General features: G+C 70.8%; 4 protein-coding genes. 1 reads left to right on the top strand and 3 read right to left on the bottom strand.

Annotation, left to right across the window (positions count from 1 at the left end):
- Positions 1 to 561: 561 nt before the first annotated feature.
- Positions 562 to 768, bottom strand: coding sequence for a hypothetical protein (locus ACZ6DL_RS32405; RefSeq protein ID WP_466056816.1), 207 nt, complete (start codon positions 766 to 768; stop codon positions 562 to 564).
- A gap of 496 nt (positions 769 to 1,264) precedes the next feature.
- Here ACZ6DL_RS32405 and ACZ6DL_RS32400 point away from each other — a divergent pair, with 496 nt between their 5' ends.
- Positions 1,265 to 3,295: an FAD-dependent oxidoreductase gene (locus tag ACZ6DL_RS32400; RefSeq protein WP_466056814.1), complete on the top strand. Its 2,031-nt coding sequence runs from the start codon at positions 1,265 to 1,267 to the stop codon at positions 3,293 to 3,295.
- A gap of 201 nt (positions 3,296 to 3,496) precedes the next feature.
- Here ACZ6DL_RS32400 and ACZ6DL_RS32395 read toward each other — a convergent pair whose 3' ends face one another.
- Together ACZ6DL_RS32395 and ACZ6DL_RS32390 are read right to left on the bottom strand one after the other, a co-directional pair.
- Positions 3,497 to 4,030, bottom strand: a complete 534-nt coding sequence (locus ACZ6DL_RS32395) for a PaaI family thioesterase (RefSeq protein WP_466056812.1) — start codon at positions 4,028 to 4,030, stop codon at positions 3,497 to 3,499.
- A gap of 10 nt (positions 4,031 to 4,040) precedes the next feature.
- Complete coding sequence (locus ACZ6DL_RS32390) at positions 4,041 to 14,855, bottom strand: SDR family NAD(P)-dependent oxidoreductase (protein WP_466056810.1); 10,815 nt, start codon at positions 14,853 to 14,855, stop codon at positions 4,041 to 4,043.
- Positions 14,856 to 14,860 lie beyond the last annotated feature (5 nt).

The following is a 14,860-nucleotide window of genomic DNA, read 5'->3' as shown; positions in this document are numbered from 1 at the left end:
GTCGCAATACCCTGGGAGATGCCTGCGCCGTGACCGATCGGATCGGGGGTGCCCGCACGCGCGCTGACGAACGGCAGATAGCCAACCTGGCCGCGTCCGGCATACCAACCAGCAGATCGCCGCCGAGCTGTTCCTCAGCACCGTCACCAGCCCACCTCACCACCCCTGATGAGCCGCCGGCTCGGCAACCTCAGACACCGTTGCGCCGGCAAAGCCACCCCGATCCTGCGCTACCACAACGGAACACCGGTTGCGCTTGCAGGAAACAACTCCTGGTCCACCGCTTCCGCCGTGCGCTCTCCTCGGCTGATGAACTACAGGGGAACATCGACGGGGTCCGCGACACCCCAGAGGCATTCGTCGAAAGGCATCGGCCACCGCACTGCGGACCTTTCAAACGCGGACCAGCACGCGTCGACAGCACCGACCGCCGCGACCGGTACAACCCTCAGCGCATAGCCCGCCTGATGCCCGTAGCGGCAAGCGTCTGGTCGCTCGGCAGCCTATAGCACACGCGAAGCCCATGTCGCCGCCCGACCGGTCGAGCCGACCAGCGGCGGCTCAGCGGCGGACGCGCCGCCGCCAGTTCCAGGAGCGCCCCCCGGTACCTACGCGCGCGCCGGTGCCGACTCCCGCGAGGTGCAGAGCGATCAACAAGAGTCCGACGGTGACCAGGGTGCCGTCGGTAATGGACTCACCGAGTGTCGAATCCCCCAGATCGAGAATCAGCGCGAGACCGAATGCGACGGCGGCGGCAATGGCGAGCATGAGAACCTCCTGATGGTCCGCCGGAAACGATGACACCCGAGCAGGTTCATCGAGTTCCTCTGTTGCGTATACCCCGAAGGGGCGTCATCACACTGTTGTGGCGCGAATCGGCCGGGACCACCTACACGCGTTATCCGCGCCAGAACCCACGGTGCCACGCGAGGTCCTGTGGAGGCCATTCCAGCCCACCAGGGCAAACACCGACTCTGACGCCGGCCGGTCTCATGCACCGGGGGTGGGCCACAATCCACAGCCCCCGATACGCTGGGCCGGTCAGGTTATGGCGCTGGTGCGGGGTCGACCGGCAGTTGGGCGAGGCGCCATTCGAGCATGCGGTTGTAGCGACGGATAGCGCGACGACCACGCGCGGTCAGGAGCCGGACGGCTTGGTAGGCCAGCACGCAGTATTCGGTGATGCGGTGGCTGCCCGACCGGGGGGACATCGGGTAAACGCCCAGCGATTGCGGAGGCACGTCACTGCCGTTAGGTTCATCCCATGAGCTCCACCTTTCCTCATTTGCTGTCGCCGATCGAAGTGGGGAGGGTCAGGCTCCGCAACCGAGTCGTCATGGGCTCCATGCACACTGGCCTGGAAGACCGGCCCTGGCACATCGACCGGCTGGCCGCGTTCTTCGCCGAACGCGCACGCGGCGGAGTGGGGTTGATCGTCACCGGTGGTTACTCCCCTAGTCGCGAGGGATGGCTCTGGCCGTTCGCGTGCGCGATGCTCGACGAGACCGACGCCGAGCGGCACCGGGTGATCACCGAGGCGGTCCACGAGGCGGGCGGCAAGATCGCGTTGCAGATCCTGCACGGTGGACGCGATTCGAACATTCCCACCAATCTGGCGCCCTCGGCGGTGGCGTCGCCGCTCACCGCGTTCGAGCCGCGGGCGTTCACCGAGCAGGAGATCGAGACTACGATCGCCGACCACGTGCGCTGCGCGCGATTGGCGCAGCTGGCCGGGTACGACGGCGTGGAGATCATGGGCGGCGAAGGCTTCCTGATCAACCAATTCCTCGCGCCGCGCACCAACACCCGGACCGATCGCTGGGGCGGATCGGCGGCGAACCGGCGGCGTTTCCCGGTCGAGGTCGCCACCCGGACCAGGGACGCCGTCGGCGAGGACCTACTCATCATGTTCCGGATGTCGCTGGCCGAATTCGTCGAGGAGGGACAGACCTTCGTCGAGATCATCGACCTGGCGAAGGAGCTGGAAACCGCCGGGGTCGATGTCATCAACACCGATATCGGCTGGCACGAATCGCGGGTACCGACGATCGTCACCTCGGTGCCGCGGGCCGCGTTCGTCGGATACACCGCGGCGCTGAAGAAGCACATCACGATCCCGGTGTGTGCGTCGAACCGGATCAACATGCCCGAGCTCGCCGAGGACATCCTGGCGCGCGGCGACGCGGACCTGATCTCCCTGGCCCGCCCGCTGCTGGCCGACCCGGATTGGGTCGACAAGGCCGCCGGGTCGCGCGTGGACGAGATCAACACCTGCATCGCCTGCAACCAAGCCTGCCTGGACCACACCTTCACCCGGCAAACCGTGTCCTGCCTGGTGAATCCCCGCGCCTGCCATGAGACGTTGCTGCAACTGCTGCCCACCAAGCGGGCCAAACGCGTCGCCGTCGTCGGCGCCGGTCCGGCCGGGTTGTCGGCCGCGATCGGCCTGGCCGAGCGTGGACACCAGGTGGAGCTCTTCGAAGCCGAGAGCCGGATCGGTGGCCAGTTCGACCTCGCCCGCCGCATCCCCGGCAAGGAGGAGTTCGACGAGACGATCCGGTACTACCGCCGAAAGCTCGAACTCACCGGCGTCACCGTGCATCTCGACGTCCGCGCCACCGCCGAGCAGCTCGCCGCGGGCGGCTGGGACGAGGTGGTGCTGGCGACCGGCGTGCGCCCCCGCGTTCCCGACATCGTCGGCATCGATCACCCCATGGTGCTGTCCTATCCGGAATTGATCCGGAAGGAGAGGCCCGTCGGCAACCGGGTGGCCGTCATCGGCGCGGGCGGAATCGGTTTCGATGTCAGCGAATTCCTCACCGCGAACCACCACACCGCGCTCACGCTCGACCAATGGCGCGACGAGTGGGGTGTCACCGACGACATCCACGCTCCCGGCCAGCTTCGCGCTCGTAGGCCCGCCAGGGCCATCCGGGAAGTGACCCTCCTGCAACGCAAGTCGGGCCCCTTCGGACTGACTCTGGGGAAGACGACCGGCTGGATCCACCGCGCCGCGCTCGAGGCGCGCGGTGTCGAGCAGATCGGCGGAGTCAACTACGAGCGGATCGACGATCGCGGGCTGCACCTCAGCTTCGGCCCGCGACGTCAGGGCGGCCGGGTGATCGAAGTCGACAACGTGGTGGTGTGCACGGGCCAGGAATCGGTCCGGGACCTGAAGGACCAGCTCGAATCCCGGGGTGTCCGGGTGCATCTCATCGGCGGCGCCGACGAGGCGAAGGAACTCGACGCCGAACGCGCCATCCAGCAGGGTACCCAGCTCGCCGCGGAGCTCTGATCCGGGACAGCCGCGGGTCAGTCATCCCGGCCGCGAAGACGAGCGGCTGGGACAGCAGCGAGTGGACCGCCCCGCTGCGCCGCGACGGCACCGTCACCACGGTTTGCCCGATGGTGACACAGAGATCGGGACCGATGTGCAGATCAGCACCTGACCTGCACATCTATCGTGGGCCCGAGGACTCCGTCCCCGGGCCCACGGTCAACCGTTTCCGCCGCCCATCCGCACGAATGTCGCGGTGGCTGTCGCGTAGATCTTGCCGTGGGCGTCGACGAGGCGGCTCTCGGCGGTGGCCGTGGTACGGCCTACGTGCACCGCCTCCGCTACCGCCCGCAACGCACCCTGGTTGTGCGAGACTCCGCGTACCAGATTGGAGGTCATGCTCACGGTCGTGAGCATGGATTTGTCGTCCACCGACAGCTGCACGGCGCCCCACATCGCGACGTCGAGCACCGTGCCGACGACGCCGCCGCCGACCACGCCGAGGAAGTTCACATGCCGCTCGTCGGGTGTGAGGCTCAAGGTCATCCGACCCGGCTCGGCGTCGACGACCTCGATGTTGAGCAGTTTGGCCAGCGGCGGCAGCGGCAGGGCGCCGGTGCGGATGCGCTCGACCAGTTCGTCGCGCGAGAGCTGGATCATGCCCAGCACCGCGATGCCGGGATCGCCCCACTCCAGGTGCAGCGAGCGCACGCCATCGGTTACCGCGATCGTCGGCACGTCGTTGTGTGTCATGAGGTTTCCTCTACTTTCCGGAGATCTGTTGGTCGATGAGAGCGAACAATTCGTCCGCGGTGACGGCCGCCTCGACGGCGTCGCGGCCCTGCGCACCGGCGGGTTCCGGCTCGGGTTCGGACTCGTCCACGGCGTCGTTCAGCGCCGCGCGGATCCGTTCGGCCAGCCTGGCCTTGTCCTCCGCGGACGGCAGGGTCGCGAACAACGCGGCGAGCGCGGCGATCTGGTCGTCGATCGCCGAGGTGGTCGCGGTCGCCTCCCACTGCGAAAGCAGCAATTTCGCCACCGCGCTCACCGTCGGGTAGTTGAACACCAGCGTCGATGGCAGACGCGTACCCGTGCCCTCCGACAGCCGGTTCCGCAGCTCGACGCCGCCCAGTGAATCGAAACCCATCTCGGTGAAGGGAATTTCGGGATCGATGGCGGCCGCGGACTGGTATCCCAGTACCGCCGCGGCGTGCTCGCGGACGAATCCGAGCACCAGCGCGCCGCGGTCGTTCTCCGGAGCCGCTGCGAGCCGGTCGGCCAGCAGACCGCCGGACGCGCGCGTGGCCGCGACCCGCCGCGCCCGGCTGGGAATCAGGCCGTTCAGCACCTCGGGCAGGAGTCCGGCACGTGCCTGCGCCGCCAGGGCGGGCTGGTCGAATTCCACGCAGGCGACCACGGCCGCGTCCATGGCGAGCGCCGCGTCGAACAACGCCGTCCCGTCGGCGTCACCGAGGATCCGCAGACCCATCCGCTGCAACCGCGCCAGCGTGGCACGGTCCATCTCGGCGGCCATGCCCGTGCCCTGGTTCCACAGCCCCCAGGCGATCGACAGGGCGGGCACCCCCTGCGCGCGGCGGGCGTGCGCGAGGCCGTCGAGGAACGCGTTCGCGGCCGCGTAGTTGCCCTGTCCGGGCGATCCGAGAATCGCCGCGGCGGAGGAGAACACGACGAACGCGGCCAGATCCTGGCCCCGGGTGAGCTCGTGCAGGTGCAGTGCGCCGTCGACCTTGGGCGCGAGCACCCGATCGAGCTGTCGTTCGGTGAGCGTCTCGACGGTGGCGTCGTCGATCAAGCCCGCGGAATGGATCACCGCGGTCAGCGGGTGCTCATCCCCGATCGACTCCAGTACGGCGGCCAGACCGGCGCGATCGGTCACGTCACACGCGGCGACCCCGGTGCGCGCACCCAGCCCTTCCAGTTCGGCGACCAGTTCCGCGGCCCCGTCGGCGGACGCGCCGCGGCGCGACACCAGCAGCAGATGCCGGACGCCGTGCGCGGTGACCAGGTGCCGGGCGATCACCGCGCCCAATCCACTGGTCCCGCCGGTGATCAGCACCGTTCCGTCACCGAAGAAGGCGGTGCCGTCGGATGTCTCGGGCAGGTCGGCAGAGGCAAGGCGCGGAAGGTGAAGTTCTCCCCTGCGGACCGCCACTTGTGCGTGCCCGGATTCGATCACGCCGAGCACCGTCTTCCCGTCCAGGTCCTCGTCATGGTCCAGGAGCACGATGCGGCCCGGTTGTTCCGACTGCGCGCTGCGGACCAGGCCGGTCACCGCCGCGGCCGCCAGATCGATCGGTTCGCCGTGCAGGCCGGTCGCCCGTCGGGTCGCCACCACGAGGCGAGTGTCCGCCAGCCGCTCGCTCGACAGCCAGGACTTCACCAACTCCCATGCGGTGCGGGTCGCCTGCCGCACCACCTCCGGCTCCACCGGGCCCGTGGTTCCGTCGTCGGGCGACCACACGACCACATCCGGAATCCGTTCGGCCGCAGCGACTTCGGTCGCATCGGCGTAGTGGCGGTCGACGCCAGGTACTCGCGTCCGCCCCATCGTCGCCACGCCGTCGGGCACCGCCTGCAGCGCGGGGAGTTCCGCGCGCGTCCAGCGCAGGTGCAGGGGCGCCGCACGACGCGCCGCGGTCCCGGGGCCCAAGACGTCGGCCGCTATCGGACGGGCGGAGACCGCCCCGACGCGCGCCACGAGCGAGCCGGTCTCGTCGGCGAGGTCGATCGCGATCTGTCCTGCGGCATCGCGCACGACCCGGACGCGCACGGCGGCGGATCCCGATCGCCACAACCGCACACCGGCGAAGGAGAAGGGCAACGGCACCTGCCCGGCGGGCAGGTCGGCGATCAGATCGCCGAGGGCCGCGTGCAGGCACGCGTCCAGCAGTGCCGGGTGGATACCGAACGGGGCCGCCGCGACGGTGACCGAGTCGTCGAGGGAGACCTCGGCGAAGGTCTGCTCGCCGCGCGACCACAGCGCGGTCACGCCCTGGAACGCGGGACCGTAGTCGAAGCCACGTTCGGCCAGCCGGTCGTAGAGCGATCCGTCCGACGGCTCGGCATCGGAAGGCGGCCATACCCGCTCGCCCCAGTCCGGCGCGAGTTCGTCGTCGGCCGTGGTCAAGATCCCGCTCGCGTGCTGCACCCACGCGTCCGCTCCGGCCGCGTCCCGGTCCGCCGGGCGGGAGTGGATGGCGAAACCACGCCGACCTTCCTCGTCCCGCCCACCGACACTCAGCTGCACATCGACCTCGAGGCCCGCGGTGAGCAGGAGGGGAGCTTGCAACAACAGTTCCTCGACCATCCCGGCGTCCAGATGCGCGCCCGCCGCCAGGGCCATTTCCGCGAAGGCCGTCCCGGGCAGCAACACCGAGCCGAACACCGCGTGGTCGCCGATCCACGGCTGGGTACGCGTGGAGCACCGGCCGGTGAACAACCATTCGTCCTTCCCGGCCAGCGGCACCGCGCTGGTCAGCAGTGGATGCCCGAAGGAACCCGCGACGGGCTCGGGCGCGGGCTGCACCCAGTAGCGGCGGCGCTGGAACGCGTACGTCGGCAGCGTCACCCGTGCTTCTCCCGCGGGCAGCAGCGACCGCAGGCGCACCGGTATGCCTGCCACGTAGGACTGGGCGAGGAGGGTGACGAACTGGGTCACCTCGTCCACCGACCGCCGCGACGACGCCGCCACCAGCGACTTCGCCGCCAGTTCCGGGCGCTGGGCCAGGCATTCCCCGGTCATCGCGGTGAGCGCGGCGTCCGGCCCGACCTCGATGAAACGGCGCGCCCCAGCGTCGAGGAGACTGCCCACTCCGGGAGCGAAACGCACACAGCTACGCACCTGCGCCACCCAGTAGCCCGGATCGCACACCTCGTCACCGGCCTGCGCGCCGGACACGTTCGACACGATCGGCACGGTGGGCTTGCGATAGGTCAACCCCTCGGCCACCGTGCGGAATTCCGCCAGCACGGGCTCCATCAGCATCGAATGGGACGCGTGCGAGATCCGCAACAGGGTGTTCTTGCGTCCCGCCTCGGTCAGCCGCCGCTGCATCTCGCCGACGGCGTCCGCGTACCCCGAGAACACCACCGACTCCGGCCCGTTGACCGCCCCGACGGCGAGCCGGTCGCCGAGACCGGTCAGCAGTTCCTGAGCTTCCGTCTCCGACACCGCGGCCGCCAGCATCGCCCCACCGGCGGGCGCTGCTCCCATCAACCGTCCCCGCGCCGCCACCAGGACACAGGCGTCGGCGAGCGACCAGACCCCGGACACATACGCCGCGACGAGCTCGCCCAGCGAATGACCCGCCAGCACATCCGGCACAAGACCGTACGACTCCAGCAGCCGGAACATCGCCACCTCGAACGCGAACAGCGCGGGCTGCATCCAGTCCATCCGGTCCAGCACCCCGGCCGCGTCGGTGAACATCACCTCCCGCAGCGAACCACCCAGATGCCGATCGAACTGCGCGCAGACTTCGTCCAGCGCGGTCGCGAAGACCGGGAACGCCCGGTACAGGTCCGCACCCATGCCGACGCGCTGCGCGCCGCCGCCGGTGAACAGGAAGGCCGTGGCACCCGGCACCGCCTGTGCCTGGACCGTATGCGGCGACGTCGCGCCCGCCGCCAGCGCGGCCAGCCCGGCGAGCAGTTCCTCCCGGTCGCGTCCGACCACCACACCGCGGCGATCCAGGAGAGCGCGCGAGTCGAGCAGCGCACGCGCCACCTCCCGCGAGTCGATCTCCGGCGCACCGATCAGCCAGGCACGCAAGCGTTCGGCCTGACCGCGCAGCGCTTCGGACGTTTTCGCGGACACCACGAGCGGCACCGCGCCGTCCACCACCGGATCGGTGTCCGCCGCCGTACGCTCGTCGCGCGCGGACGGAGGCGCTTCCTCGAGGATCACATGCGCGTTCGTGCCGCTGATGCCGAACGACGACACGCCCGCGCGCCGGACCCGGCTGCCGGCGCTCCACGGCTCGGCGTCGGTCAGCACCCGAACCGATCCGGCCGACCAGTCCACGTGCGGGGAGAGCTCGTCCACGTGCAGAGTTCTCGGCAGCACCTCGTGGCGCAGGGCCTGCACCATCTTGATCACGCCGCCGACACCGGCCGCCGCCTGGGTATGGCCGACATTGGATTTGAGCGATCCTACCCGCAGTGGGTCTTCCGGACGGCCCTGTCCGTAGGTGGCGAGCAATGCCTGCGCCTCGATCGGGTCGCCCAAGGTCGTTCCGGTCCCGTGGGCTTCCACGGCATCCACGTCCGACGGGCCGAGCCCGGCATCGGCCAGCGCCGCCGCGATCACGCGCTCCTGCGACGGGCCGTTCGGCGCGGTGAGTCCGTTGCTGGCGCCGTCCTGGTTCACCGCGCTGCCGCGCACCACCGCGAGCACATTGTGGCCGAGTCGCTGTGCGTCCGAGAGCCGTTCGACCACCAGGACAGCCACGCCCTCCGCCCAGGCCACCCCGTCGGCGGCGGCCGAGAACGACTTGCACCGCCCGTCCGCGGCCAGTCCGCGCTGGCGGGAGAATTCCACGAACACCGTGGGCGTGGCCATCACCGTCGCGCCGCCCACCAGGGCGAGCGAACTCTCCCCCTGCCGCAGCGCGCGGCATGCCACGTGCAGCGCCACCAGCGAGGACGAGCACGCCGTATCCACCGTCATCGCGGGGCCTTCCAGGCCCAGCGAATAGGCGATGCGCCCCGAGACGACACTCGCGGCCGAGCCGGTGCCCACGTAGCCTTCGGCCTCGGGCCCGGCCTTGCGGGTCAATACCTCGTAGTCCTGATACATCACTCCCGTGTAGACGCCGGTGTCGGTGCCCCGCAGCGACATCGGATCGATACCCGCGTGCTCCAGCGCTTCCCACGACACCTCCAGCAGCAAACGCTGCTGCGGGTCCATCGCGTTCGCCTCCCGCGGGCCGATTCCGAAGAATCCGGCGTCGAATTCGGCCGCGTCCGTCAAGAACCCGCCCTCGTTGACATAGGAGGTTCCCGAATGCTCGGGATCCGGATGGATCAAGCGATCCAGATCCCAGCCGCGATCGGCCGGAAACTCACCGATGGCGTCCGTCCCCGAGGCCACCAGATCCCAGAGCTCGTCCGCAGACGTGACTCCGCCGGGGTACCGGCAGGCCATGCCGACGATCGCGATCGGTTCGTCGGCTCGCGTGCGCTGCCGCGTCCGGCGGACTCCCGGCCCGGCGCCCTCGATCCGGGAACGCAGCAGCCGAGCGACGGCGGCCGAGGTCGGGTGGTCGAAGGCGAGGGTCGACGGAAGACGCAGACCCGTGGCCTTGGTGAGGCGGTTGCGCAGGTCCACCGCGCCCAGCGAGTCGAATCCGAGTTCGCTGAACGGTTTGTCGGCCTCGATCAGATCGCCCGTGGCGTGACCCAATACCTCGGCGACCTGCCCGCGCACGAATTCCAGCACGATCTCGTCGTGCCGCTCCGGCGGCGCCGAGGAGAGCCGCTCCGCCAGATCGCCGCCGCCCCCGTCGGCGCGGCGCGGCACCGCCACCAGTGAGCGCAACGGCGGCGGCAGCAGACCTGCGCGCGCCTGCGCGGACAATGCCGCGGTGTCGAAGTCCACGGCCGCGACCAACGGCGTGTCCGCGCCGATGGCACGGTCGAACAGCGCGAGCCCGTCGGACTCGGTCAGCGGCCGGAAACCCATGCGCGACAGGCGTTCCAGACCGGCGCGGCCCAGGTCGGCGGTCATCCCGCCGTTCTGGTTCCACGGGCCCCAGGCCACCGAGACCGCGGGCAGGCCCGCCGCGACGCGGCGCCGGGCCAGCGCGTCCAGCACCGAGTTGGCGGCGGCGTAGTTGCCCTGGCCCGCGGAGCCCACAACCGCGGCGATCGAGGAGAACAGAACGAACGCCGACAGGTTCCTGTCGCGGGTGAGTTCGTCCAAGTGGAGGGCGGCGTCGACCTTCGGCGCGAAGACCCGCTCGATCCGGTCGGGGGTGAGGGCGTGCAGCGTCGCGTCGTCCAAGACGCCAGCGGCGTGGACCACGGCGGTCAGCTCCGGACCATCGGCCAACCGGCCGAGCAGTGCACGCACCGCGGCACGGTCGGCGACGTCGCAGGCCAGCACCCGCGGCCGTGCACCGAGTCCGGTCAGTTCGGACACCAGTTCGCCCACACCGTCGGCCCGCTCGCCACGGCGTGACACCAACACCAGGTCCCGCACACCATGCGTCGCGGCCAGGTACCGGGCCACCAGGGCGCCCAATCCGCCGGTGCCGCCGGTGATCAGCACCGCGCCCGAGCCCAGGGTGACGGGCGCGGCGGTCACCTCGCCGCGCCGGGTGAGCCGGGGCGCGAGCAGTTCGCCCCCGCGTGCCGCCAGCTGCGGCTCGTCGGCTGCTAGGGCCGCCGCGATCAGCTCGGGCCCGATCACCGCGTCGCGCTCGGCGTCCACCAGGACGATCCGGCCGGGATGCTCCGATTGGGCGCTGCGCAGCAGCCCCGAGGTCGCCGCGGCCGCCAGGTCCGGGTCCTCGCCGTGTCGTCCGGCGCCGTTGCGGGTCACCACGACCAGCCGGGTGTCGCCGGAGTCGGGCAGGCGCAACCAGGACTGCACCGTCGCCAGCGCGGTGTTCACGCTGCGGCGCACCTGCTCGGCCTCGTCGCCATCGGTGTGCTCGGCGCCGGGCTCGGCGAACCACACCACCGCGTCGGCATGCCGGGCGTTCGCCTTGTCGGTCCCGGCGGCCGATGCCAGCGCGGCCATATCCGAGTGGTGTTCGTCGTAAGCGGATTGCGCTGGTCCACCGACCGCGGCCAGTCGCAACCCGCGAGACGGCGCACCGGAGGCCACCGCGACCCATTGCACGTCGTAGAGACCGTGGGGTGCGGCCGAGCGTGTGTCGCGCACCGCGTCGCCGTCGACCGGCCGCGCCTGCAACGCGTCGATCGTGAGTAGCAACGCGTCCATATCGTCGCGCAACTCGATCCGCACACCGTCCGCGCCCACCGGCCGGATCAGCGCCCGCGCCCCGCTGACGCCACCGCGATACAACCGCACGCCGGTGAAGGAGAACGGCAGCGGCGCGTGGTGCGCGGGCGAATCGGCGGCCAGAACGTCGACAGCGGCGTGCAGTGCGGCATCCAGCAGTGCGGGGTGCACACCGAAACGCGAGGCGTCCGAAGTCGATTCGCCGAGGCGCACTTCGGCCAGGACGGCGTCGTCGCGGCGCCAGAACCGGCGCACGCCCTGGAACGCGGGTCCGTAGTCGAGGCCGCGTGCGGCCAGTTGAGCGTACAGCGCGTCTCCGGTCGTCGCGTCCTCGTCGGGGGCCGATCCGTCCGTACCGCCGGACGCCGTCGCGTCTCCCGTGGCGGGCGCGAGCACACCGCGGGCGTGTGTGGATCCGGCGGTCCGGTCACCGACCGTCCGCGAGGCGATGACGAAACGCCTGCGCCCCCCGTCGTCGGGTGATTCGACACTGATCTGGAGATCGACGTCGATGCCCTCGTCCAGCCGCAGCGGCGCCTCCAGGACAAGTTCTTCGACCGTCACGGCGTCCAGTCGCGCACCGACCGCCAACGCGAACTCCACGAACGCGGCGCCCGGCAACAGCACCGTGCCGAACACCGTGTGGTCGGCCAGCCACGGCTGCGACGCCGTGGACAGACGGCCGGTGAACAGCCACTCGTCCGTCCCGGCCAGGGCCAGCGCCGCGCCGAGCAACGGGTGGTCCATCGCGGTCAGACCGGCACGGCTCACATCGCCGATCCCGTCGGTCGGCGGCAGCCAGTACCGCTGACGCTGGAAGGCGTAGCTGGGCAACGCCAGTCGGCGCTGTTGGCGGTCGGTGAACAGCGGGCGCCAATCCACTTCGGCGCCCGCGGCGGCTGCTGTGGCCAGGAAAGTGGTGAACTGCCCGACCTCGTCCGCGCCACGCCGCGCAGCGGCGACCACTGTGCAGCGGGCCTCGATATCGGGTTGTCCGGCGAGACATTCCCGGGTCATGGCGGCCAGCACCGCGTCGGGACCGACCTCGAGGAAGCGCACCACCCCGCCCGCGGCCAGCGCCCGCACTCCCGGCGCGAACCGCACCGCCGCCCGGACCTGACGGACCCAGTACTCGGGGTCGGTCAGCTCGTCGCCTGCCGGCGCGCCCGAGACATTCGAGACGAGCGGGATCGTCGGCCGCCGGTAGGTGACGCCGGAAGCCACGGCCCGGAACTCCGACAGCATCGGTTCCATCCGCGCTGAATGGAAGGCGTGGCTGACGCGCAGCCGGTTCGTCCGGTGACCTCGGTCGCCGAAGAACCGCTCGACCTCGGCGACAGCGTCGGCGTCACCGGACAGCACCACCGACGACGGCCCGTTCACCGCGGCCACGGAGACCCGGCCGTGGTATCCGTCCAGCGCGGCCGACGCCTCCGCTTCGGGCACCGCCACGGCCAGCATCGCGCCGCCCGCGGGCAGTGCGCCCATCAGCCGGCCGCGTGCCGCCACCAGCGCACACGCGTCCGACAGCGACCACACTCCGGCGACATAAGCCGCCGCGAGTTCACCGATGGAATGGCCGAGCAGCACATCCGGTGTCAGACCGAAGGATTCGACGAGCCGGTACAGCGCAACCTCGAAGGCGAACAGCGCGGGCTGGGTGAACTCGGTCCGATCCAGCGGTCCCGGCGCGCTGTCGCCGTCCGGCGCCTCGGTATGGATCAGGTCCTTCAGCGAACGTCCGAGCAGCGGATCGAATGCGGCGCACACCCGGTCCAGTTCCGCCGCGAATACCGGGAACGCCGCGCACAGTTCCCGCCCCATTCCGGTGCGCTGCGCGCCCTGACCGGTGAACAGGAACGCCGTGCGTCCCGAGCGCGCGCGGCCCTCGACCACGCCCGGCGTGGAACGGCCCTCGGCGAGGGCCGCCAAACCGGCCAGGAGGTCCTCCCTGTCGCGACCGACGACCGCGCCGCGCCACTCCAGCCGGGCACGGGAGGTGAGCAGCGAATGCGCGATATCCCGCGGATCCGCCTCCGGGGCGTCGGTCATCCAGTGCCGCAAGCGGTCGGCCTGTGCCCGCAGTGCGGCGCCGGAACCCGCCGACAACAGCAACGGAATCGCGTGCGGCGAGGCATGTTCCGCTCCGGCGGGTGCGGTGGGAGCCGGCTCGGAGGCCGTTTCGGCGGCGGCCGGGTCGGCGGGTGCTTCCTCGAGGACGACGTGGGCGTTGGTACCGCTGGCACCGAACGACGACACGCCCGCGCGCCGGACCCTGTCGCCGGTGGGCCACGGTTCGCTGTCCCGCAGCAGCCGCACGGTGCCCGCCGACCAGTCCACGTGGGGAGTGGGCGCGTCGATGTGCAAGGTCTTCGGCAGCATCTCGTGCCGCATGGCCTGCACCATCTTGATCACGCCCCCGACGCCCGCCGCGGCCGAGGTGTGACCGATATTGGATTTCAGCGATCCCAGCCGCAAGGGCGCCTCGGGCTCCCGGGAGCCGTAGGCGGCGATCAGGGCCCTGGCCTCGATCGGATCGCCCAGCATCGTGCCCGTACCGTGGGCTTCCACCACGTCGACGTCGGCGGGCGTCAGGCCCGCGTCGCGCAGCGCCTGCCCGATCACCGCTTCCTGCGACCGGCCGTTCGGCGCGGTCAGCCCGTTGCTCGCGCCGTCCTGGTTGATCGCGCTGCCGCGGACGACCGCCAGGACGGTGTGCCCGAGCCGCCGCGCGTCGGAGAGCCGTTCGAGCACCAGCACGCCGAGTCCCTCGGAGAAACCGGTCCCGTCGGCCGCCGCCGCGAATGCCCGGCACCGGCCGTCGGGTGAGAGGGCGCGCTGCCGCGCGAACGCGATGAGCAGCGACGGATCCGACATCACGGTGACACCGCCCGCCAAGGCGAGGGTGGCGTCGCCGTTGCGCAGCGCCCGGCACGCGAGATGCAGGGCGACCAGCGAGGACGAGCATGCCGTGTCGATCGAGACGGCCGGTCCCTCCAGCCCGAGGGTGTAGGCGATCCGGCCCGACAGCACACTACTGGACACACCCAGATAGGCATGGCCTTCCGTCTCGGCCGTGATATCCGGGGAGCCGACCCGGGGCCCGTAGTTCTGGTGGGCCACCCCGGCGAACACGCCGGTGTCGCTACCGCGCAGCGACAGCGGGTCGATGCCGGCGTCTTCCAGGGCCTCCCAGGCCGCCTCGAGCATCAGGCGCTGCTGTGGGTCCATCGCGGCGGCCTCGCGCGGGCTGATGCCGAAGAAGCCTGCGTCGAAATCCGCGACGTTGTCGAGGAAGCCGCCCTCTCGCGTGTAGACCGTCCCCGGGACGTCCGGATCGGGATCGAACAACCGCTCCAGATCCCAGCCACGGTCGGAGGGATACCCGCCGACGGCGTCCACGCCCTCGGCGGCGACGCGCCACAGGTCCTCGGCGGACCGGACGCCGCCGGGGTACCGGCAGGCCATCCCGACGATCGCGATGGGCTCCCGCGTCCGATCGGTGAGGTCGCGCAGGTGCTGTTTGGTCTCGTAGAGCTCTTTCGCGGTCTTCTTCAGATAGCGGCGCAGCTCGTCGGTGTCGGCCATTGGTG

This window comes from Nocardia sp. NPDC041819, from assembly GCF_055590505.1.
This window is presented reverse-complemented; position numbering and strand designations above follow the sequence as displayed.